General features: G+C 71.8%; 20 protein-coding genes. 10 read left to right on the forward strand and 10 right to left on the reverse strand.

Annotation, left to right across the window (positions count from 1 at the left end):
• The 3 genes from AC067A_RS35515 to AC067A_RS35525 form a co-directional block, all read left to right on the forward strand.
• Nucleotides 1-95 (forward strand): acyl-CoA dehydrogenase family protein (locus AC067A_RS35515; protein WP_132919430.1); only part of this gene is annotated, 95 nt, incomplete at its 5' end.
• Nucleotides 96-123: 28 nt separating this feature from the next.
• Nucleotides 124-909, forward strand: a complete 786-nt coding sequence (locus tag AC067A_RS35520; RefSeq protein WP_479247461.1) for an electron transfer flavoprotein subunit beta/FixA family protein — start codon at nt 124-126, stop codon at nt 907-909.
• 39 nt (nt 910-948) lie between these two features.
• Complete coding sequence (locus AC067A_RS35525) at nt 949-1905, forward strand: electron transfer flavoprotein subunit alpha/FixB family protein (protein ID WP_479247463.1); 957 nt, start codon at nt 949-951, stop codon at nt 1903-1905.
• An 81-nt stretch (nt 1906-1986) separates the two neighbouring features.
• On the opposite strand, the gene AC067A_RS35530 is transcribed toward AC067A_RS35525, so the two are convergent.
• The 3 genes from AC067A_RS35530 to AC067A_RS35540 form a co-directional block, all read right to left on the reverse strand.
• Nucleotides 1987-2373, reverse strand: a complete 387-nt coding sequence (locus AC067A_RS35530) for a zinc ribbon domain-containing protein (RefSeq protein ID WP_479247464.1) — start codon at nt 2371-2373, stop codon at nt 1987-1989.
• A gap of 117 nt (nt 2374-2490) precedes the next feature.
• A complete protein-coding gene (locus AC067A_RS35535) occupies nt 2491-3198 on the reverse strand; it encodes a TetR family transcriptional regulator (protein ID WP_479247466.1) in 708 nt (235 codons plus the stop codon).
• 88 nt (nt 3199-3286) lie between these two features.
• Nucleotides 3287-4048, reverse strand: a complete 762-nt coding sequence (locus tag AC067A_RS35540) for an SDR family NAD(P)-dependent oxidoreductase (RefSeq protein WP_479247468.1) — start codon at nt 4046-4048, stop codon at nt 3287-3289.
• Between the two features lie 190 nt (nt 4049-4238).
• Here AC067A_RS35540 and AC067A_RS35545 point away from each other — a divergent pair, with 190 nt between their 5' ends.
• Together AC067A_RS35545 and AC067A_RS35550 are read left to right on the forward strand one after the other, a co-directional pair.
• Nucleotides 4239-4850 (forward strand): TetR/AcrR family transcriptional regulator, encoded by a 612-nt coding sequence (locus tag AC067A_RS35545; protein WP_479247470.1) that lies wholly within the window; start codon nt 4239-4241, stop codon nt 4848-4850.
• On the forward strand, nt 4822-5340 hold the full coding sequence (locus AC067A_RS35550; protein ID WP_479247472.1) for a GlcG/HbpS family heme-binding protein: 519 nt from the start codon (nt 4822-4824) through the stop codon (nt 5338-5340). Before AC067A_RS35545 ends, AC067A_RS35550 begins: the two co-directional genes overlap by 29 nt.
• Nucleotides 5341-5450: 110 nt before the next feature.
• On the opposite strand, the gene AC067A_RS35555 is transcribed toward AC067A_RS35550, so the two are convergent.
• On the reverse strand, nt 5451-6602 hold the full coding sequence (locus AC067A_RS35555) for an acyl-CoA dehydrogenase family protein (protein WP_479247474.1): 1152 nt from the start codon (nt 6600-6602) through the stop codon (nt 5451-5453).
• A 116-nt stretch (nt 6603-6718) separates the two neighbouring features.
• On the opposite strand from AC067A_RS35555, the gene AC067A_RS35560 reads away from it, so the two are divergent.
• A complete protein-coding gene (locus tag AC067A_RS35560; protein ID WP_479247476.1) occupies nt 6719-7324 on the forward strand; it encodes a TetR/AcrR family transcriptional regulator in 606 nt (201 codons plus the stop codon).
• A gap of 97 nt (nt 7325-7421) precedes the next feature.
• Entirely contained in the window at nt 7422-8738 is a 1317-nt protein-coding gene (locus AC067A_RS35565) for an ROK family transcriptional regulator (protein ID WP_479247477.1), read from the forward strand.
• A 25-nt stretch (nt 8739-8763) separates the two neighbouring features.
• Here AC067A_RS35565 and AC067A_RS35570 read toward each other — a convergent pair whose 3' ends face one another.
• The gene (locus AC067A_RS35570; RefSeq protein WP_479247479.1) at nt 8764-10977 is read right to left on the reverse strand and encodes a discoidin domain-containing protein; all 2214 of its coding nucleotides are present in this window, start codon (nt 10975-10977) and stop codon (nt 8764-8766) included.
• 413 nt (nt 10978-11390) lie between these two features.
• Here AC067A_RS35570 and AC067A_RS35575 point away from each other — a divergent pair, with 413 nt between their 5' ends.
• From AC067A_RS35575 to AC067A_RS35585, 3 genes are all read left to right on the forward strand, one after another.
• On the forward strand, nt 11391-12227 hold the full coding sequence (locus tag AC067A_RS35575) for an AraC family transcriptional regulator (protein WP_479247481.1): 837 nt from the start codon (nt 11391-11393) through the stop codon (nt 12225-12227).
• An 82-nt stretch (nt 12228-12309) separates the two neighbouring features.
• The gene (locus AC067A_RS35580; protein ID WP_479247483.1) at nt 12310-12780 is read left to right on the forward strand and encodes a cupin domain-containing protein; all 471 of its coding nucleotides are present in this window, start codon (nt 12310-12312) and stop codon (nt 12778-12780) included.
• On the forward strand, nt 12777-13496 hold the full coding sequence (locus AC067A_RS35585; RefSeq protein WP_479247485.1) for an SGNH/GDSL hydrolase family protein: 720 nt from the start codon (nt 12777-12779) through the stop codon (nt 13494-13496). Before AC067A_RS35580 ends, AC067A_RS35585 begins: the two co-directional genes overlap by 4 nt.
• Nucleotides 13497-13710: 214 nt before the next feature.
• On the opposite strand, the gene AC067A_RS35590 is transcribed toward AC067A_RS35585, so the two are convergent.
• The 5 genes from AC067A_RS35590 to AC067A_RS35610 all read right to left on the reverse strand — a co-directional run bounded on the left by AC067A_RS35590 (nt 13711) and on the right by AC067A_RS35610 (nt 20475).
• Entirely contained in the window at nt 13711-14847 is a 1137-nt protein-coding gene (locus tag AC067A_RS35590; protein WP_479247487.1) for an XdhC family protein, read from the reverse strand.
• 41 nt (nt 14848-14888) lie between these two features.
• Nucleotides 14889-16361 (reverse strand): NCS2 family permease, encoded by a 1473-nt coding sequence (locus AC067A_RS35595; RefSeq protein WP_479247489.1) that lies wholly within the window; start codon nt 16359-16361, stop codon nt 14889-14891.
• 243 nt (nt 16362-16604) lie between these two features.
• Entirely contained in the window at nt 16605-18992 is a 2388-nt protein-coding gene (locus AC067A_RS35600) for a xanthine dehydrogenase family protein molybdopterin-binding subunit (RefSeq protein ID WP_479247491.1), read from the reverse strand.
• 2 nt (nt 18993-18994) lie between these two features.
• Complete coding sequence (locus AC067A_RS35605; RefSeq protein ID WP_017238277.1) at nt 18995-19582, reverse strand: (2Fe-2S)-binding protein; 588 nt, start codon at nt 19580-19582, stop codon at nt 18995-18997.
• Nucleotides 19583-19584: 2 nt separating this feature from the next.
• Nucleotides 19585-20475: an FAD binding domain-containing protein gene (locus AC067A_RS35610; protein ID WP_479247493.1), complete on the reverse strand. Its 891-nt coding sequence runs from the start codon at nt 20473-20475 to the stop codon at nt 19585-19587.
• Nucleotides 20476-20642 lie beyond the last annotated feature (167 nt).

The raw sequence follows: 20642 nt of genomic DNA on the forward strand, positions 1-20642 counted from the left end.
CCGTGGAGCGCATGATGCGCGACGCCAAGATCACCCAGATCTACGAGGGAACCAACCAGGTTCAGCGCATCGTGATGGCCCGCAACCTCCCGTAACCCCCCGCCTCTCGAAAGGAGCCAGGCCGTGACCCTGAAGATCGCTGTCTGTGTGAAGTACGTCCCCGACGCGACCGGCGACCGCGGTTTCGCCGACGACCTGACGACCGACCGCGAGGCCGTCGACGGGCTGCTCTCGGAGCTGGACGAGTACGCCGTCGAGCAGGCCCTGCGGATCTCGGAGGAGTCCGACGACGCCGAGGTCACCGTCGTGACCGTGGGCCCGGACGACGCCAAGGACGCGCTGCGCAAGGCGCTGTCGATGGGGGCCGACAAGGCCGTCCACGTCAACGACGAGGACATCCACGGCTCCGACGTCATCGCCACCTCCGCGATCCTGGCCAAGGCCCTGGAGAAGACCGGTTTCGACCTGGTCGTCTGCGGCATGGCCTCGACCGACGGCACGATGGGCGTGCTGCCCGCGCTGCTCGCCGAGCGTCTGGGCCTGCCGCAGGTCACCCTGCTCTCCGAGCTCTCCGTCGAGGACGGGCTCGTGAAGGGCCGCCGTGACGGCGACGCCGCCACGGAGCTCCTGGAGGCCCCGCTGCCCGCCGTCGTGTCGGTCACCGACCAGTCCGGCGAGGCCCGTTACCCCTCCTTCAAGGGGATCATGGCCGCCAAGAAGAAGCCGGTCGCCGAGCTGGACCTGGACGACCTGGACATCGACGCGGACGAGGTGGGCCTCGCCGGGTCCTGGACGCTGGTCGACGCCGTCGCCGCGCGTCCGGCCCGTACGCAGGGCACGATCGTCACGGACGAGGGCGACGGCGGCAAGCAGCTCGCCGCCTTCCTCGCCACCCAGAAGTTCATCTGACCCGCCGTCGGTCACTCACCCACACAGGAGCTACGAATCATGGCTGAGATCCTGGTTCTCGTGGACCACGCCGACGGTGCGGTCCGCAAGCCGGCCCTCGAACTGCTCACCCTGGCCCGCCGCATCGGCGAGCCCACGGCGGTCGTCCTCGGCGCCGGCGAGGCGGCGGCCTCGATCGCCGCCACGGCCGGGGAGTACGGCGCGGCCACCGTGTACGTCGCGGACGGCGCCGAGTTCACCGAGCAGCTCGTCGTGCCGAAGGTCGACGCGCTCACCCAGCTCGCCAAGGAGAAGGAGGTGGCCGCCGTCCTGGTGACCTCCTCCGGCGAGGGCAAGGAGATCGCGGCCCGCGTCGCGCTCCGCCTCGGCTCCGGCCTGATCACCGACGCCGTGGAGCTGGAGGCCGGCGAGAACGGCCCGGTCGCCACCCAGTCCGTCTTCGCCGCCTCGTACCAGGTGCGGTCGACGGTCTCGCACGGCGTCCCGGTCATCACGGTCAAGCCGAACTCCGCCGCCCCGGAGGCCGCTCCGGCCGCCGGCACGGTCGAGAACGTGACCGTCGCCTTCACCGGCAACGCCGCGAAGGTCGTCTCGCGCACCCCGCGCGTCTCCACCGGCCGCCCCGAGCTGACCGAGTCCGCGATCGTGGTCTCCGGCGGCCGCGGCGTCGGCGCCGCGGAGGGCTTCGCGGTCGTCGAGAAGCTGGCCGACTCGCTCGGCGCGGCCGTCGGCGCCTCCCGCGCCGCCGTGGACGCCGGCTGGTACCCGCACTCCAACCAGGTCGGCCAGACGGGCAAGCAGGTCTCGCCGCAGCTGTACGTCGCGGCGGGCATCTCCGGCGCGATCCAGCACCGGGCCGGCATGCAGACGTCGAAGACGATCGTCGCGGTCAACAAGGACCCCGAGGCCCCGATCTTCGACCTGGTCGACTACGGCGTGGTCGGCGACCTCTTCGAGGTGCTGCCGCAGCTGACGGACGAGATCGGCGCCCGCTGACCTTCCGGTTCCGCACACGAAGGGGGGCGGGGGTGGCACTCTGTGCCACCCCCGCCCCCCTTTCGTCGTCGGAGACGTCCGTCAGAACCAGCCGTCGAGCGGGACCTCGTCGCAGAGCCGGACCACCGGCCTGCGTCCGGTCTCCCCCGCACCCGAGGAGAGCTTGACCCGGACCCCGGGGCGCACCGCGTGGAGGGGTCCGTCGACCCGGCAGCGGACCACGAAGCCCTCGGTCATGTGCACCGGCCAGAGGTCCGCGTCGGCCGCGGCGACCCCGCGGCGCACGGATATCACGCCTTCGCCGTCGCTGAGTTCGGGCGCGAGGTCGGTCGACCCGCAGGTCGGACAGAGCAGGCGCTGGAACGTCGTGCTGTGGCACCAGCGGCAGCGCTGGAAATAGAGCTCGGAGTCCGGGGTCGATTCGTCGTCCTGGACGGCGGTCCCGCTCCTCAGTCCCGTGTGGAACACGATGCCTCTCCTTGCACTCGGCGGCTCGACCGTGCAAGGCAAAGATATGGCACTGAGTGCCATCAAATAAAGACCTCAGTTCCCTCAATTCCGGATACCGAGACCCCCTGCCGCCTCTCAGCCCTCGCCGAGGCTCGACTCGACCTCGCGCACCACGCGCCACATCGGGGTGGACCGCTTGGTGATCACCACGACCACGTCCCCGGTCTCCTCCGCCGGGGCCTCCGAGGCCGCGTCCGTGCTCCAGGTGCCGCGCACGAACTCCAGGGCCCGGTCGACCTCCGCCTGTGGGTCGCCCTCCCCGCCCGAGCGGAGCCAGTGGCGCAGGGCGTGGTTGTGGGCGGCGACGACGGCAGCCGCGACGACGTTGGCCCGCAGGGTGCCGTCCCTGCGGTCGGCCCAGCGGGTGCGGAGGTAGTCGCCGAGGGTCTTCTCGTACCGCCAGACGACCGACAGCTCGTAGGTGCGCAGTCCGGCCACCTCCCGGGTGAGCCGGTAGCGCTGCACCGAGAAGGTCGGGTTCTCGGAGTACATCCGCATGACGAGCCGGGCGGCGTCGCAGACCCGTACGACGGGGTCGTCGGAGTCGGCGCTGGCCGCGAGGAACCGCGTCATGTCGGCGAGGCACTGCTCGTGGTCGGGGAAGACCACGTCCTCCTTCGACGGGAAGTACCGGAAGAAGGACCGCCGGCCGACCCCCGCGAGCGTGACGATGTCGTCGACCGTGGTCTGCTCGTAGCCCCGCTCCAGGAAGAGCTGGAAGGCGGCGGCGATGAGGGAGTCCCGCATCGCGGGCTTCGTGGAGTTCGTCGACGCAGTTCCCATGGCCCGAACCTAACACCCGAAAGGACTCCCCGCGGCACTTGGTGCCGGAAGAATCCGGCACCGAGTGCTCTCAGGAGGGTACGGAGGTTCAGCGGGGAGCCATGCGCAGGGCGCCGTCCATCCGGATCGTCTCGCCGTTGAGGTAGTCGTGCTCGGCGATCATCGTGACCAGCCGGGCGTACTCCTCCGGGCGGGCGAGGCGCTGCGGGAAGGTGACGCTCGCGGCGAGGCCGGCCCTGACGTCCTCGCCGAAGCCGGCCATCATCGGGGTGTCGACGATGCCGGGGGCGACGGTGACGACCCGGATGCCGAACTGCGCGAGGTCGCGGGCCGCGGTCACCGTCATCCCGGCGACACCGGCCTTGGAGGCGGCGTACGCGATCTGGCCGACCTGACCCTCGAACGCGGCGATCGAGGCCGTGTTCACGACGAGGCCGCGCTGTCCGTGCTCGTCGGGCTCGTGGCGGGCGATGGCCTCGGCGGCGAGCCGCATCACGTTGAACGTGCCGAGCAGGTTGACCTCCAGCACCGTACGGAACAGGTCGAGGTCGTGCGGTCCCCTGCGGCCCAGGATGCGCGCGGAGGGGGCGATGCCGGCGCAGTTCACGGCGAGCCGCAGCTCGGCACCGTCGGCGTCGATCGCGGCCAGGGCCTCGCGCACCTGCTCCTCGTCGGTGACGTCGGCGGCCAGCAGCCGGACGCCCTCCGGCAGCTGCCCCGCGGCCGCCACGGCCTTGCCGAGGTCCAGGCCGTAGACGGTGGCGCCGCGGGCGGCGAGCGCGGCGGCGGTGGCGGCCCCGAGACCGGAAGCGGCACCGGTGACGAGAGCGGCGGAGCCGGCGATGTCCATGGAACTCCTCGTTCGTGTCGTGCGGGTGCGACCCTGCCGCCGGGATGGCCGCCGGATCGGGCGCGTGCCCGCGGAGGACCGCGCGGTCCGCGCGATCTGCGCCGCCCACCATAGAACCGTGGCCCGTGCCCCCGGAAGCGGAGGCCGAGGGCTCGGCGAGGAAGTAGTCGACCGGTCGTAGACTCGGACCATGGGGCGAACGAGTGACGCGCGGGAGCGCATCCTGGCCGCCGCGGAGCAGCTGATGCTGTCCCGCGGCTACGCGGCCCTGGGCGTGGCCGAGATCTGTGCGGCGGCCGGCGTCCCGAAGGGGAGCTTCTACTACTTCTTCGCGTCCAAGGAGGAGCTGGCGCTCGCCGTCGTGGACGAGCACTGGACCGCCCGGCGGGCCGAGTGGGACCGCGCGCTGGACCCGGACGTCCCGCCGCTCGCGCGGCTGCGGCGGCTGTACGAGTCCACCGGGGACGGGCTGCGCGCCGACCGGGAGAGCTGTGGCGTGGTCACCGGCTGTCTGCTCGGGAACCTGGCCCTGGAGATGAGCACCCGGACGGAGAGCGTCCGCGCGCGTCTGCGGGAGGTCTTCGACGAGCAGGTGTCCCTGGTCGAGGGGGCCGTCGCGGAGGCCCGCGACCGCGGCGAGGTCACGGTCTCCGACGCCGGGGCCGCCGCGCGCGCCCTGGTCGCCCAGCTGGAGGGCCAGGTCCTCTTCGCCAAGCTGTACGACGACCCGGGCCGCCTCGACGTCCTGTGGGCGGACTCTCTCGCCCTGCTCGGTGCCGAGGCGGCCGCCGCGAGCGGCTGAGCCGGTCAGAGGACCTGGTGGGCAGGTACGTGCCGTCGCGGCGGCCGCCCCGGCCGCCGCCGAGGCCGACGCCAAGAACAAGAACACCACCCGGTCGACGCACCTGACGATCGAGGCCGCGACGAAGGCCGCGCAGGCGACCCCGGCCGCCGCCGAGAAGGAGAACCAGCGCGTCTCCGTCGCCGTCGTCGACCGCAACGGCAACACCCTCGTCACCCTCCGCGGCGACGGCGCCGGCCCGCAGTCCTACGAGTCCGCCGTGAAGAAGGCCTACACCGCCGCCTCCTGGAACGCCCCCACCTCCGAACTCGTCAAGCGCCTCACCAACACCCCCACCCTCAAGGACATCCCCGGCACCCTCTTCCTCGGCGGCGGCGCCCCCGTCACCGCCAAGGGCGCCCCCATCGCCGGCATCGGCGTCGCCGGTGCCCCCTCCGGCGACCTCGACGAGAAGTTCGCCCGGGCCGGCGTCGCCGCCCTCGTCGAGTAGGCACGCGAGGAGCGGATGCGGCGAGAACCCCCCTCCCGGCACCCGGGAGGGGGGTTCTCGTGGTTCCCGGCCGGGCCCCGCGGGTCAGGCCGGCCCGGCGCCGGGCGGGGCTACGCCGGGCGCGCCAGGCCGCGGCTGATGACGAGGCGCTGGATCTGGTTGGTGCCCTCGAAGATCTGCATGATCTTGGCCTCGCGCATGTAGCGCTCGACGGGGAACTCGCGGGTGTAGCCGTAGCCGCCGAGGACCTGGACGGCGTCCGTGGTGACCTTCATCGCGGTGTCGGTGGCGATGAGCTTGGCGGCGCTGGCCTGGCGGCTGAAGGGGCGGCCGAGGTCGCGGCGGCGGGCCGCGTCCAGGTAGGTGGCGCGGGCCGCGTCGACGGCGGCGGCCATGTCGGCGAGGAGGAAGCCGAGGCCCTGGTGGTCGACGATCCTGCGGCCGAAGGTGGTCCGCTCGTTGGCGTAGTCGACGGCCGCGTCGAGGGCGGCCTGGGCGAGGCCGGTGGCGCAGGCGGCGATGCCGAGGCGGCCGCTGTCCAGGGCGCTGAAGGCGATCTGGAGGCCCTGGCCCTCCTCCCCTATGCGCCGGTCGGCGTCGAGCAGCGCGCCGTCCCAGTAGGCGGAGGTGGTGGGGACGGCCTGGAGGCCCATCTTGCGCTCCGGCAGGCCGAAGCTCAGGCCCTCCGCGTCCCCGGGGGCGAGGAAGCAGGAGATGCCGTGGCTGCCGGGGGCGGTGCGGGCGAAGAGGGCGTAGAAGCCGGCCTTGCCGCCGTGGGTGATCCAGGCCTTGGTTCCGGTGATCCGGTAGCCGCTGCCGTCGTCCTGCCGCTCGGCCTTGCAGCTGAGCGCGGCGGCGTCGGAGCCGGCCTGCGGTTCGGAGAGGCTGTAGCCGCCGATGGTCCGGCCCTCCAGCATCGCGGGGAGCCAGCGTTCCTTCTGCTCCGCGGTGCCGAAGGTGTGCAGGGGGTGGCAGGCCAGCGTGTGGACGCTGGTGGCGACGGCGACGGCCGCCCAGCGCGCGGCGAGCTCTTCGAGGACCTGGAGGTACACCTCGTACGGCTGGCCTCCGCCGCCGTACTCCTCGGGGTAGGCGAGGCCGAGCAGCCCGGCCTGGCCGAGGGTGGTGAAGAGACCTTCGGGATAGGTCTCGGCGGCCTCGTGCTCGTTCACCCGCGGAGAGAGCTCCTTGTCGGCGATCTCCCGGGTGAGGGCGATGAGGTCCGCCGCCTCGGGGGTGGGAAGCAGGCGGTCGACATCCATGTGCGACTCCAGCGGCGCGCAAAGTGGTACTGGGGAAGGTACTGCAGTACCGCTTAGCGTAGCGCAGAAGGGTGCCGCCGTGCCCCCCGGGACCGGCGGCCTGGAATACTGGGCGGGTGATCGAGACCCCCGCCGCCGACGCACCGAAGCTCACGGGCCGGGGAGCGGCGCGCCGCTCCGCCCTCTTCGAGGACCTCGTCGCCCTGCTCGTCGGCGAGGGTTTCGCCCGGCTGACGCTCGACGACCTGGCCGCGCGCCTGCGCTGCTCGAAGCGGACCCTGTACGGCCTGGCCGGCAGCAAGGAACAGCTGGTCCGCGCGGCCGTCGTGCACTTCTTCCGGCGCGCCACGGCCCGCGTCGAGGCGGGCCTGGCCGCGGCGTCCGACCCCGCCGAGCGCCTCGCCGCCTACCTGCGGGCGGTCTCGGCCGAGCTCGCGCCGGTCTCCCCGCAGTTCTTCGACGACGTGGCCGCCTTCGAGCCGGCGGCCGAGGTGTACGAGCGCAACACCCGCGCGGCGGCGGGCCGGGTCCAGCAGCTCATCGAGGAGGGGGTGCGCGCCGGCGTCTTCCGCGAGGTGCACGTGACCTTCGCGGCCGACGTCATCTCCTCCGTGATGGTCCGCATCCAGCGGCGCCAGGTGGCCGCGGCCACCGGCCTGGCCGACGCGGAGGCGTACGAGCAACTGGCCGAACTGCTCCTCAGCGGCCTCCGCAAGGCCTGACCCCGGCGCGGAGCGGCGTCGCACCCCGCCGGCGCCTCCTTGGGGCCCCGCCCCAGGCGGTACGTTTGAGGTGAGGACTACTTCACCAGGGGGCCCAGTGACCATGCGGAACGGCCGCACCGTGCGTGACCTGCGACGCGAGAACCGCACGGCCGTCCTCCAGAGCCTGTACTTCGACGGGCCGATGAGCCGTTTCGAACTGGGACCCGCGACCGGGCTGAGCTCGGGATCGGTCAGCAACGTGGTCGCGGAACTCGTCACGGAGGGACTGGTCGAGGAGGCGGGCAGCGTCGACTCGGCCGGCGGGCGCCCCCGCATCCTGCTCCGGGTCACTCCGGGCAGCGGCTGCATGATCGGCGTCGACGTCGGCGAGACCCGGGTCAGGATCGAGCTCTTCGACCTCACCCTCACCGAACTCGCCCGCGCAGAGCACCCGTTGGCGGTGGACAGTGCCCATCCGCACGACCGGTACGAGGTCGGGGTGGTGGTGGACCACATCCGCGAGGGCATCGCCGAGGTGCTGCGGACCGCGGAGGTGCCGGCCGAGCGGCTGCTCGGCGTCGGCGTCGGCGTGCCCGGGATCGTGGCCCCCACCCCCGAGGACGGCGCCGTCGTCCACGGCCAGACCACCGGCTGGGACGCCGTCCCGCTGGAGCGGCTCCTGCGGGAGGCCGTCGACCTGCCGGACTCGGTGCCGTACCGGATCGACAACGGCGCCAAGACCCTCGGCCAGGCCGAGATGTGGTTCGGCGCCGGCCGCGGCGCGACCAGCGCCGTGGTCGTGCTGTTCGGCTCGGGCGTCGGCGCCTGCGTCGTGGCGGACCCGATGGCTCCCGGCCGGGCGCTCGAATGGGGCCATCTGAAGGTGCGGGTCCGCGGTCGCCGCTGCCGCTGCGGCGCCCGGGGCTGCCTGGAGGCGTACGCGGGCGCGGAGGCCCTGCTCGAACGGTGGCGCGAGGCGGGCGGGAAGCCGCCGGGCGGCGCGGACGAGGAGACGGCCCTCACCTCGATGCTCGCCGCCGCCTATCCGGCCGGTCCTGACACGGAACCGGACGCCGCCGCGCTGGCCGTCCTGGAGGAGACCGCCGAGTACCTGGGCGCCGGCTTCGCCGACCTGGTGAACCTCTTCCAGCCCGAGCGGATCCTCGTGGGCGGCTGGGCCGGACTCCAGCTCGGCGCCCGCTTCCTCGAGACGGTCAAGGGATACGTGGCGGAGTACGCCCTCGCGTACCCGGCGGCCCGGGTGACCATCGGCATGGGGAGGCTGGGACCCGACGCCGTCACGGTCGGCGCCGCGATCCTGCCGCTCGCCGACTTCTTCTCCCGCGGCGGCCGGCGGGCCGAGGCCGCGGGCGAGGCCGCCGGGGAGCAGCCGGCGTGGGCGTCGGCCGTGCGGGACCGGGCGGCGCGCTGAGGACACGCCGCCCGGCCCGGTCGGGTCAGGGGTACGAGACCACCGTGGACGGCACGGTGGAGGTGCCCGAGGTCGGGGCTCCGACGTCGTTGACGACGTGCTCGTACTGTCCGTTCCCGCCGAGGGACACCACGAGCAGGTCGTGGAACCGCACGCCGGGCTTCACCGGGGCGCGGAAGCCGTGGTCCTGGCGGATCGTCGGGTCGACGTTGTAGTAGCAGTAGCTGCCGAGACCCCAGCCCTCGTGGGTGGTGACGGAGTCGTCGACGCGGTAGGCGGCGTAGCCCTTGTGGGGCCCGTCCTGGACGGCGGCCTGGTTCGGCGCGTCGTAGGCCTTCTCGTTCTGGAAGAAGATCGTGCGGCCGCGGTCACCGAACCACTCGACGTCGTACTTGTTGAAGTGCTCGACGAACAGGCCGGTGGCCAGGACGTCGTCGCCGTACACGCGGACGCCGTAGTCGGCCCGGTTGGTCTCCCAGCCGACGCCCTCGCCGTGGTCGGCGCGCCAGACCCAGGTGTGGTCGACGATGGTGTCGTCGCTGTGGACCGCCATGGCGACGGTGGCCTTGCCGGCTCCCGCGCCGCCGACGCGGAGGTACACGTCCTGGACGGTGGTGGGGTCGGCGGCGTGGTCGGCGGCCGAGTTCTGCGTGCCGATCTCCAGCAGGACCGGGGAGTTGACGGGTCCCGCGTCGATGAGGAAGCCGGCGAGCCGGACGCCGTCGACGTCGGCGACCTTCATGGCCGTCACGCCGTTGTCGGGGATGATCGTGGCGAGGCCGAGGCCCAGGACGACGGTGCCGGGGCGGTCGACCTGGATGGGCTGGTCGACGTGGTAGACGCCCGGGGTGAACAGCAGGTGGAGGCCCTGGCGCAGGGCGGCGTTCATGGTGGCGGCGGTGGTGCCGGGCTTGACCACGTAGAAGCCGCTCAGCGGGATGGACCGGCCCTGGAGGGTGCCCGAACCCCAGCTGGTGCCGCGGGCGTTGACCCGCTTCGCCGGCGCGAAGACCTTGAACTCGCCGCCCTCCCAGTACAGGAAGGGCTTCTCGCGGGAGACGGGGGTGGTGTCGAGCGTGGTGTAACGGGGCTCGGGGAAGCTCTGCGCCGGGGCGCCCTCGACGCCCGAGAAGACCTGGTTCCAGACGCTGTTGGACCAGCCGCCGATGGCGCTGTCGCGGGTGTACCACTGCTGCTGCGAGTAGTTGCCGACCTGGCCGTCGATCTTCGAGTCGGCGATGTAGCCGCCGCTGGCCCAGCCGTAGCCGTTGGGGGCGAGGTTGAGGCCGCCCTTCACGTGCATGCGGCGGAACGACGAGGCCTGGGAGACGGCCCAGCGGTCGGTGCCGCTGACGGGGTTGAGGGCGAGGTTCTCGGCGGCGCGCCAGAAGTTCTGGGTGGCGTTGCCGTTGAACCAGCCGGCGTCGACGGTCACGTCGCCGTTGATGGTGGTGTCGTCCGGGCGCAGCCCGAGGCCGGCGATCTGGGTGTAGAAGCCGATCTGGGCGTTGAGCCCGTTGTACGTGCCCGGCTTGAAGAGGAAGGCGTGCCGTCCGGTGCCGAACTGGGCCGACTCCTGCTGGGTGAAGACCTCGTCCAGCTTGGCCTGGATGCCGGGCGTGGACGGGTCGAAGACGTGCACGTTGGGGCCGAGGTCGCCGCCGCCGGGCAGGACCGGGCCGCCGTCGGCGGAGCCGTACACCTGGAACTCCCAGAGCGAGTAGCCGTATCCGGTGGCCCGGGTGGTGCCGTACACCCGGACGTAGCGGGCGGTGCCGGTGACGGGGAGGGACTCGTTGCCGCCGGGGCCGTTCGCCGTGCTGTAGGCGCTGGTCCAGGTGGTGCCGTCGGTGGACAGCTCGATGCGGTAGGCCTTGCCGTACGCGGTCTCCCAGCGGAGGTCGACCCTGCTGAGGGCGGCCGGGGATCCGAGGTCGACCTGGATCCACTGCGGGTCGGCGAAGGCGCTGGACCAGCGGGTGCCGGGGTCGCCGTCGACGGCGGCGCCGGCCGGGGTGCCGCCGTTCTCCTGGCTGGAGGCCGTGGCCGGCTTGCCCTGCGAGAGCAGGACGGGCGCCGCCGTGGCGGGGGGTGCGGCGACGAGTGCGAGCAGGCCGGCGAGGAGCGCCGTGACGAGCGCGGCGGCGCCCGCCCTGCGGGGTGTGGTGCGGGAGACGGGGCGGGGATCCTGGCCGGGCGGGGGTGGGGGTGGTGCGACGCGGGTGCCGGCTGCGGGCATGGGTCGATCTCCTCGGGGATGAGGGGGAGTCAGGAAGAGGAGCGCGCTCTCCGCAGCAGATGCTCGCGGGTGTTCCACAGAGGGGTCAAGAGATTCGACACGACTTTTCTTTTGGCCTGCATTAAGTATCGAGAAACCTGGGACGGGGGCGAGCGACATCATTCCTGGGTATGGATGCTCATCCCCCGGCCCCCGGACCGCCCCTACCGCCGCCGTACGACACGGCGTGGGAACGAGCAGGCGACCGCTCCGTACCGACCCCCGCTCGGCTCGGCGACTCCGAGCGGCGGGCGGCGCTGACCCGGCGGACGCACCCGGGGTGCCGGCAAGAACCGCGTCACCGGCCGCGAACGGTGGTGATCAGTCCTTGGACCGTGATCTTCCTGGGCCGGGCGGCTCGTACACTGACGAAGATGGAGGACCACACGGCCACCGGGATCGGTGCACGTCCGGCGCCCGTCTTGCGGGAGTACGTCGACTCGTATGTCGGCTTCGACCTCCGCGGGCTCCCGACGGGGGTGCACTGCGGCCCGCCGAGCCGCGCGCTCACCGCGGTGATCAGCCTGTCGGATCCCTTGGAGGTGGCGGCGGGCGTTGACGACGGGTCACCTGTCGCCCGCTTCGGCAGCGTGGCCGGCGGTCTGATGTGCCGGTCCGTCGCGATTCACCACGACGGACGCCAGCAAGGCGTTCAGGTATCGCTGACACCGCTCGGGGCCCGGGCCATCTACGGCATGCCGTCCGCCGAGCTCGCCCACCGACTGGTCCCACTCGACGAGCTTCTCGGAACGCTTGCCGTCGAGCTGGTCGACCGGCTGCGATCGGCGACCACATGGGCGGCGCGGTTCACCGCGCTGGACGAATTGCTCCTCCGGGCTGTCGGCCGTGGCGCCTGCGGCGACCGTGTGCGTGGGGTGCGCCCCGAGGTGGCCGAGGCATGGCGCCGCCTCGTCGCCGCGCGGGGTTGCGTCCAGGTCGGTGCGGTCGCCGCGGAACTCGGCTGGAGCCGTCGGTACCTCACCGAGCGGTTTCGCGGTGAGGTGGGCCTGTCGCCGAAGACCTTCGCCCGGGTCTTGCGCTTCGAGCACGCGCACGAACTGGCGGCGGCGCGGGACCCGCTCCCGTGGGGCGATGTGGCAACCGTCTCCGGCTATGCCGACCAGGCCCATCTCGTTCGGGACTGGCGCGAGTTCACGGGTCGATCGCCGACGGCCTGGCGTCGCGGCGAAGTCCTCCTCGGAGCCGGGTAGCCGCCGACCGCCTGCCCTTCGCGTCGGCTTCTCTTCCCTTTTCTTCAAGACCGCCCGATCGCTGTCGTGGACGATCGTCGGCATGAGACTCGTCAACCACGAACGCAATGCCATGGACCTGCGGGCCACCCCCGTGCACCTCGGACTGGGATCGAGAGCGAAACCCGTCGAGGGCTTCGCCTGGAACCCGGAGGTGCTCCAGGCCTACAGCGCCGCGGTCGCGGCAGACGGCGCCGAGGGCCGGATGGTGATGATCTTCGACGGCGACGGGCCCGGCGACCATTGGGAGAGCCACCCTGCAGGCGACGAACTGGTCGTTTGCCTCAGCGGGTCCGTGACGGTCACCCGCGACGTGAACGGGGTGCCCGACCACGTTCTGCTCGGGCCGGGCGAAGCCACCGTCAACCCGGCCGGGGTGTGGCACGCGGTCGACATGGAGGGGCCGGCGTCCATCCTGGCCATCACCGCGACCCTCGGCACCGACCACCGCCCTCGGACCGACATCCGCCCGACCGAACGCGTCGGCACGCCCAGCCCGGAGGAAGCGCCGTGACGACACGCATCGCGTGCCTCGGCGACAGCCTCACCCGCGCGCAGTTCAGCGTCGACTACCTGGATCTTCTCGGACGACGCCACCCTCCCGGTGACGTGCAGCTCGCCCGTTTCGGCGCCAACGGCGACTTCGCCTACAACCTCCTGCAGCGCCTCGACGCCGTCGTCACGAACCCACCCGATGTGATCACCGTGTTGATCGGGACCAACGACGCCCGGGCGAGCCTTGCCGGCTACCCCGTCGAGCAGGCCATGAAGCGCAAACAGCTCCCCCATCGCCCGTCGGCCGGCTGGTTCCAACAGTGCCTGGGAGCCGTCGTCGCACGGCTGCGAGCGGAGACCGACGCGACGATCGGTCTGCTGTCGCTCCCGGTGCTCGGCCAACAACTCGACGGAGCAGCGGCACAGGCGTCGGAGGCGTACAGCCGGATGATCACCGAGGTCGCCGCCACCGACCAGGTGGCCTACCTTCCGCTCCACGAACGCCAGATCGAGGAACTGCGCCAAGCGGACCCGCCGCCGATTTCCTACCGGGAGGTGACACCCGCGGCGGTCGTCGGCGTCCTCGTCCAGCACGCGGTGCTGCGCCGCAGCCTCGACACGATCTCGCGGCGGCGAGGTCTCGTGCTCACGACCGACCACATCCACCAGAACAGCCGCGGCGCCAACCTTATCGCTGAGGTCATCGACGCCGGTCTGCTGGCCCGGAGCGCGTAACTGGTTCCGGCGCCCGGCCGGTCGGATGCCGTCCACCGCCCGGAGGCGGCATGGCTTCGGGCAGCGGCTCGGTGCCGATCGGTGAGACGCCGTGTGCTGCTCGTCCGAAGCGCGGGACAAAAGCGCCGGCTACGGGCGCGGGTTGCGGCCCCGCCCCGCCGTTGCCGAGTACCGGCCGGCGCCTTCGCGTCACGACCCGGAGCGCCGGCCGGGATCAGGCGACGGAGCCTATCCGGCCGTCCGGCTCGCGGGGGCCGTCGTGGTGGATCGGGGTGTGGGCGCCGGTGAGGGAACGGCCGCTGCCGCCACGGCGGTTGGCGACGATCTCGGCGCCGATCGAGAGGGCGGTCTCCTCCGGCGTACGGGCGCCGAGGTCGAGACCTATCGGCGAGCGCAGCCTGGCGAGTTCGATCTCGGTGACGCCGACCTCGCGGAGCCGCTCGTTGCGGTCCTCGTGGGTGCGGCGCGAGCCCATCGCGCCGATGTACGCGACGGGAAGCCTGAGGGCGGCCTGGAGGAGGGGCACGTCGAACTTGGCGTCGTGGGTGAGCACGCAGAGGACCGTGCGGCCGTCGACCTCCGTCGACTCCAGGTAGCGGTGGGGCCATTCGACGACGATCTCGTCGGCCTCGGGGAAGCGGGCCGGCGTCGCGAAGACGGGCCGCGCGTCACAGACGGTGACGCGGTAGCCGAGGAACTTGCCGACCCGGACGAGGGCGGCGGCGAAGTCGATGGCGCCGAAGACGATCATGCGGGGGGCGGGGACGGACGACTCGACCAGCAGGGTCAGCGGCTGTCCGCAGCGGCTGCCGTCCTCGCCGATCTCCACGGTGCCGGTGCGACCCGCGTCGAGCATCGCGCGGGCCTCGCCCGCCGCGGTGCGGTCCAGCTCGGGGTGGCCGCCGAGCCTCCCCTCGTACGAGCCGTCGGGCCGGACCAGGAGGGCCGTGCCCTTCAACTCGTCGGGCCCGTCGACGATGCGGGCCAGGGCCGCCGCCTCCCCCGTGGCGGCGGCCGCGAGCGCGGCGGGGAAGACCCCGCCGCGGACCGGGGTGACGAGGATGTCGATGATGCCGCCGCAGGTCAGGCCCACCGCGAAGGCGTCCTCGTCGCTGTATCCGAACCGCTCGACGACGGTCTTGCCGTCTTCCAGGGCCTGGACGCAGAGGTCGTAGACCGCGCCCTCCACACACCCACCGGAGACCGAGCCGATCGCCGTGCCCTCGCCGTCGACGGCGAGGGCCGCACCCGGCTGCCGGGGCGCGCTGCCGCCGACCGCCACCACGGTGGCGACGGCGAAGGCGCGTCCCTGCTCGACCCACCGGTGCAGCTCTTCGGCGATGTCCAGCATTTCGGTCTCCTTGGCTGTGTGTGGAGGACGACGGTCGGGCGTCAGCTGACGCCCAGCCAGCCCTCGATCGGGTGAAGGGCGAAGAACACGATGAATATCGCGGTCAGGCACCACATGAACGCACCGACCTCGCGCGCCTTGCCCTGCGCCACCTTGATGACGGTGTAGGCGATGACGCCGGCCGCGACGCCCGGGGTGATGCTGTAGGTGAACGGCATCAGCACGACGGTCAGGAAGACCGGGATCGCGACGGAGCTGTCGCCCCAGTTCACGTGCTTCGCGTTCATCATCATCATCGCGCCGATGACGACCAGGGCGGCGGAGCCGACCTCGCGGGGCACGATCTGGGTGATCGGGGTGAAGAAGAGGCAGGCCGCGAAGAACAGGCCGGTGATCACCGAGGAGAAGCCGGTACGGGCTCCCTCGCCGACGCCGGTGGCGGACTCCACGAACACGGTCTGGCCGGAGGCGCCGGAGACGCCGCCGATCGCGCCGCCCGCGCCGTCGATGAACAGCGCCTTGGACAGGCCGGGCATCCGGCCCTTGTCGTCGGCGAGGTTGGCCTCGGTGCCGACGCCGATGATGGTGGCCATCGCGTCGAAGAAGCCGGCGAGGACGAGGGTGAAGACGATGACGCCGACGGTGATGTAGCCGACGTCGCCCCAGCCGCCGAAGTCGACGTCGCCCATGAGCGAGAAGTCGGGGCTGGAGACCGCGCTGCCCTTGAGCTCGGGGGCTCCGTTGGCCCAGGCGCCCGGACCCTTGGCGGGGATGTCCGCGACCGCGTTGACGATCAGCGAGACGATCGTGCCGCCGACGATGCCGATGAGGATCGCGCCGGGGACCTTGCGGGCCTGGAGGGCGAAGATCGCGAGCAGGGTGACCGCGAAGATCAGGACGGGCCAGCCGATGAGCTCACCGCCGGAGCCCATGGTGACGGGCGGGCCGAACTGCGGACCGGCGCCGACGAAGCCGGCCTTGTTGAAGCCGATCAGGGCGATGAAGAGGCCGATGCCGATGGTGATGCCGTGCTTGAGCGGCAGCGGGATGGCGTTCATGATCATCTCGCGGAGACCGGTGACCACCAGGAGGCAGATCACCAGACCGTAGACGACGCACATCGCCATGGCCTGCGGCCACGTCATCTGGGGCACGACCTGGGTGGCGAGCACACCGGAGACGCTGAGCCCCGCCGCGAGGACGAGCGGCACCTTGCCGACGAAGCCCATCAGCAGGGTGGTCACGGCAGCCGCGAAGGCGGTCGCCGTGATGACGGCGGAGGAGGCGAGGACGTTCTTCTCGACGTCGGGGCCACCGAGGAGGATCGGGTTGAGCAGGAGAATGTACGCCATCGCCATGAAGGTGGTGACGCCGCCGCGGATCTCCGTCGCGACGGTGGATCCTCTCTCCGAGATGTGAAAGTACCGGTCGAGCCAAGAACGGCCGGCGGGGACGTTGGAGCCGGAGCCCGCGTCCTCCGATGCGGTCTTGGGCTCCACAGACGACTGGGTCATGGGGCCTACTCCCAAGGTTCAAAGGGGCACCCGCATCAGACTTCGAAGGATTCTGATCTGGTTGAAGCTGCGGGATTTGGGATGCTGCGTGGGCTGCACGACCCGGGGGACGGCCCGAGACGAACGGAGTGAATCGGTACTGCGGGTGGAGCGGGTGGAGCGGGTGGTGCCGGGGGGGGTACTCCGGGCGGTGCGGGCGGGGAAGTGTGACGTTCCTGGGAGGCACACACCGCCCGGAGAGTCCTACAGAGTGCCGGTGAGCGCCTCGGGGCGGACCGGCGTCTTGTTGAGCTCCAGGCCCGTCGCCGCCCGGATCGCCGCGAGGACGGCCGGGGTGGACGACAGGGTCGGGGCCTCGCCGATGCCCCGGACGCCGTACGGCGCGTTGGGGTCGGCCAGTTCGAGGTACTCGACCGGGATGGTCGGCGTGTCGAGGATCGTCGGGATCAGGTAGTCCGTGAAGGAGGGGTTGCGCACCTTCGCGGTCTTCGGGTCGACGATGATCTCCTCCATCACCGCGACGCCCAGGCCCTGGGTGGTGCCACCCTGGATCTGGCCGACCACGGAGAGCGGGTTGACCGCCTTGCCGACGTCCTGGGCACAGGCCAGCTCGATGACCTTGACCAGGCCGAGCTCGGTGTCGACCTCCACCACCGCGCGGTGCGCGGCGAAGGCGTACTGGACGTGGCCGTTGCCCTGCCCGGTGACGAGGTCGAAGGCCTGGGTGGGGCGGTGCCGCCACTCCTCCTCGACCTCCACGGCCTGGTCCTCCAGGACGTCCGCGATGCTGGCGAGGGCCTCGCCGTTGTCGGTGACGACCTTGCCGCCCTCCAGGAGGAGTTCGGCGTTGGCCCACGCCGGGTGGTACGAACCGAACTTGCGCCGGCCGATCTCCAGGACCTTCTCGCGGACGATCTCGCAGGAGTTCTTGATGGCGCCGCCGGTCATGTACGTCTGGCGGCCCGCGGAGGTCGAACCGGCCGAGCCCACCTGCGTGTCGGCGGGGTGGATGGTGACCTGCTGGACGCCGAGCTCGGTGCGGGCGATCTGCGCGTGGATGGTGACACCGCCCTGGCCGACCTCCGCCATGGCGGTGTGGACCAGCGCGACCGGCTCGCCGTTGATGACCTCGAGGCGGATCTTGGCGGTCGAGTAGTCGTCGAAGCCCTCGGAGAAGCCGACGTTCTTGATGCCGACCGCGTAGCCGACGCCCCGGACCACGCCCTCGCCGTGCGTGGTGTTGGACAGGCCGCCCGGCAGCGCGCGGACGTCCGCGCCCTCGCCGGCGGTCTCCCACTGGCGCTCCGGCGGCATCGGGCGGGCCTTGACCATGCGCAGCAGCTCGGCGACCGGGGCCGGCGAGTCCACGACCTGGCCGGTCGGCATGATCGTGCCCTGCTCCATGGCGTTGAGCCGGCGCAGCTCCACCGGGTCCATGTCCAGCTTGGCGGCGAGCTTGTCCATCTGGGCCTCGTAGGCGAAGCAGGCCTGGACCGCGCCGAAGCCGCGCATGGCGCCGCAGGGCGGGTTGTTGGTGTAGAGGCCGATCGCCTCGATCTCCACGTCGTCGATGACGTACGGGCCGACCGAGAGGGAGGAGGCGTTGCCGACGACCGACGCCGTGGACGACGCGTAGGCGCCGCCGTCGAGCACGATCTTGCACTTCATGTGCGTGAGCTTGCCGTCCTTGGTGGCGCCGTGCTCGTAGTAGAGCTTCGCCGGGTGACGGTGGACGTGCCCGAAGAAGGACTCGTACCGGTTGTAGACCATCTTGACCGGCTTGCCGGTGCGCAGGGCGAGCAGCGAGGCGAGGATCTGCATCGAGATGTCCTCGCGGCCGCCGAAGGCGCCGCCGACGCCGGCCATCGTCATCCGGATCTTCTCCTCGGGCAGGCCGAGGCAGGGCGCGATCTGCTTGAGGTCCGAGTGCAGCCACTGGGTGGCGACGTACAGGTCGACGCCGCCGTCCTCGGCCGGTACGGCGAGGCCGGACTCGGGGCCGAGGAAGGCCTGGTCCTGCATGCCGAAGGTGTACTCGCCCTTGACGATGACGTCGGCGCGCTTGGCGGCCTCGTCGGCGTTGCCGCGGATGATCGGCTGGCGGTGCACGATGTTGGGGTGCGGGACGTGACCGGAGTGGTGGTCGTCGCGGTCCTCGTGGACCAGGATCGCGTCCGGGGCGGTGGCCGAGGCCTCGTCCGTGATGACCGGGAGCTCCCGGTACTCGATGACGACCTTGGCGGCGGCGCGGCGGGCGGTCTCCGGGTGGTCGGCGGCGACGAGGACGACCGGCTCGCCGTGGTGGCGGACCTTGCCGTAGGCGAGGACCGGGGTGTCCTGGAACTCCATGCCGTAGTTCTTCGCGGCCGGCAGGTCCTCGTGCGTCATGACGGCGTAGACGCCGTCCATCGCGAGGGCCTCGGCGGTGTCGATGGACACGATCTCGGCGTGCGCGACGGTGGACCGCAGGACCTGCCCCCACAGCATGTCCTCGTGCCACATGTCCGAGGAGTAGGCGAACTCGCCGGTGACCTTCAGGGTGCCGTCGGGGCGGAGGGTGGACTCGCCGATGCCGCCCTTGACGTGGTTCTGGGTGACGTCGCGGGGGATGCCCGTGGTGGTGCCAGCCATGATCAGACCGCCTCTCCCTGACGGGCGGCCGCGAGGCGGACCGCGTCGAGGATCTTCTCGTAACCGGTGCAGCGGCAGAGGTTGCCGGAGAGTGCCTCGCGGATGTCCGCGTCCGTCGGGGACGGGTTGCGCTCCAGCATCTCGTCGGCGGCGACCAGCAGTCCGGGGGTGCAGAAGCCGCACTGCACGGCGCCGGCGTCGATGAACGCCTGCTGGATCGGGGACAGTTCGACGCCCTCGCCGGTCTGGGAGTCCTGACCGGGCTTGGCCTCCCACTTCTTGGCGGCGTCGAGCGAGGTGCCGCAGGCGCCGGAGGCGCAACCGGCGTGCTCCGCGCGCTCCTTGGCGAAGTCGGCGAGACCCTCGACGGTGACGACCTCGCGGCCCTCGACCTGACCGGCCGCGACGAGACAGGAACAGACCGGCACGCCGTCGAGGCGGACCGTGCAGGAACCACACTCGCCCTGCTCGCAGGCGTTCTTGGAGCCGGGCAGACCCAGGCGCTCCCGCAGGACGTAGAGGAGGGACTCGCCCTCCCAGACGTCGTCGGCTTCCTGCGGACGACCGTTGACCGTGAAATTGACGCGCATGGTTATGCAGCTCCCTCAAGCGTGCGGCCGGTGCCCCGGTACTGCTCCCAGGTCCAGCCGAGCTGGCGGCGGGCCATGATTCCGACGGCGTGGCGGCGGTACTTGGCGGTGCCTCGGACGTCGTCGATCGGGTTGGCGGCGCCCGAGCAGAGGTCGGCGAACTGCTTCGCGATCGACGGGGTGATGATCTTGCCGTTGTCCCAGAAGCCGCCCTCCTCCAGAGCCGCGTTCAGGAAGGCCTCGGCCTCCTTGGCGCGGATCGGGGTCGGCGCGGCGGAGCCGATGCCGGTGCGGACGGTACGGGTCTCGGGGTGCAGGGCCAGGCCGAAGGCGCAGACGGCGATGACCATCGCGTTGCGGGTGCCGACCTTGGAGTACTGCTGGGGGCCGTCCGCCTTCTTGACGTGGACGGTCTTGATGAGTTCGTCGGGGGCGAGCGCGTTGCGCTTCACGCCGGTGTAGAACGCGTCGATCGGGATGAACCGGCTGCCGCGCACGGACTCGACCTCGACCTCGGCGCCCGCGGCGAGCAGGGCCGGGTGGGCGTCGCCGGCGGGCGAGGCGGTGCCGAGGTTGCCCCCGACGCCGCCGCGGTTGCGGATCTGCGGAGAGGCGACCGTGTGGGAGGCGAGCGCCAGGCCCGGCAGCTCGGTCCGCAGGTTCTCCATGATCGTGGTGTACGGAACGGAGGCGCCGAGCCGGACGTTCTCCTCGCCGACCTCCCAGTCGCGCAGCAGCTCGATACGGTTCAGGTCCAGGAGGTACTCGGGCCGCCGGTGGTCGAAGTTGATCTCGACCATGACGTCGGTGCCGCCTGCGATCGGCACGGCCGTGGGGTGCTCGGCCTTGGCGGCGAGCGCCTCCTCCCAGCTGGCGGGGCGAAGGAAGTCCATGGTGGCTCTCTTCTAGTGATGGATCGGGGGTCGAGCGGTGGGGCCCGGGGGGACGGCCGGCCCTCGACATCGTGTTCATGTGCTGTTCACGCGGTGTGTGGCCTAGTACACAAGCCCACGTTCGCCCGGGTGCAGTCACCGAAAACATGAAGGAGTTGGCTGGCGCC

This window comes from Streptomyces sp. NPDC043176 (assembly GCF_056436715.1).

What these genes read in the sequence shown, in the direction of transcription:
- AC067A_RS35525 (WP_479247463.1), top strand. Translation starts at nt 949, where the DNA reads ATGGCTGAGATCCTGGTTCTCGTGGACCACGCCGACGGTGCGGTCCGC.
- AC067A_RS35535 (WP_479247466.1), bottom strand. Translation starts at nt 3,198, where the DNA reads ATGGGAACTGCGTCGACGAACTCCACGAAGCCCGCGATGCGGGACTCC.
- AC067A_RS35540 (WP_479247468.1), bottom strand. Translation starts at nt 4,048, where the DNA reads ATGGACATCGCCGGCTCCGCCGCTCTCGTCACCGGTGCCGCTTCCGGT.
- AC067A_RS35545 (WP_479247470.1), top strand. Translation starts at nt 4,239, where the DNA reads ATGGGGCGAACGAGTGACGCGCGGGAGCGCATCCTGGCCGCCGCGGAG.
- AC067A_RS35555 (WP_479247474.1), bottom strand. Translation starts at nt 6,602, where the DNA reads ATGGATGTCGACCGCCTGCTTCCCACCCCCGAGGCGGCGGACCTCATC.
- AC067A_RS35570 (WP_479247479.1), bottom strand. Translation starts at nt 10,977, where the DNA reads ATGCCCGCAGCCGGCACCCGCGTCGCACCACCCCCACCCCCGCCCGGC.
- AC067A_RS35575 (WP_479247481.1), top strand. Translation starts at nt 11,391, where the DNA reads ATGGAGGACCACACGGCCACCGGGATCGGTGCACGTCCGGCGCCCGTC.
- AC067A_RS35580 (WP_479247483.1), top strand. Translation starts at nt 12,310, where the DNA reads ATGAGACTCGTCAACCACGAACGCAATGCCATGGACCTGCGGGCCACC.
- AC067A_RS35590 (WP_479247487.1), bottom strand. Translation starts at nt 14,847, where the DNA reads ATGCTGGACATCGCCGAAGAGCTGCACCGGTGGGTCGAGCAGGGACGC.
- AC067A_RS35595 (WP_479247489.1), bottom strand. Translation starts at nt 16,361, where the DNA reads ATGACCCAGTCGTCTGTGGAGCCCAAGACCGCATCGGAGGACGCGGGC.
- AC067A_RS35600 (WP_479247491.1), bottom strand. Translation starts at nt 18,992, where the DNA reads ATGGCTGGCACCACCACGGGCATCCCCCGCGACGTCACCCAGAACCAC.
- AC067A_RS35605 (WP_017238277.1), bottom strand. Translation starts at nt 19,582, where the DNA reads ATGCGCGTCAATTTCACGGTCAACGGTCGTCCGCAGGAAGCCGACGAC.
- AC067A_RS35610 (WP_479247493.1), bottom strand. Translation starts at nt 20,475, where the DNA reads ATGGACTTCCTTCGCCCCGCCAGCTGGGAGGAGGCGCTCGCCGCCAAG.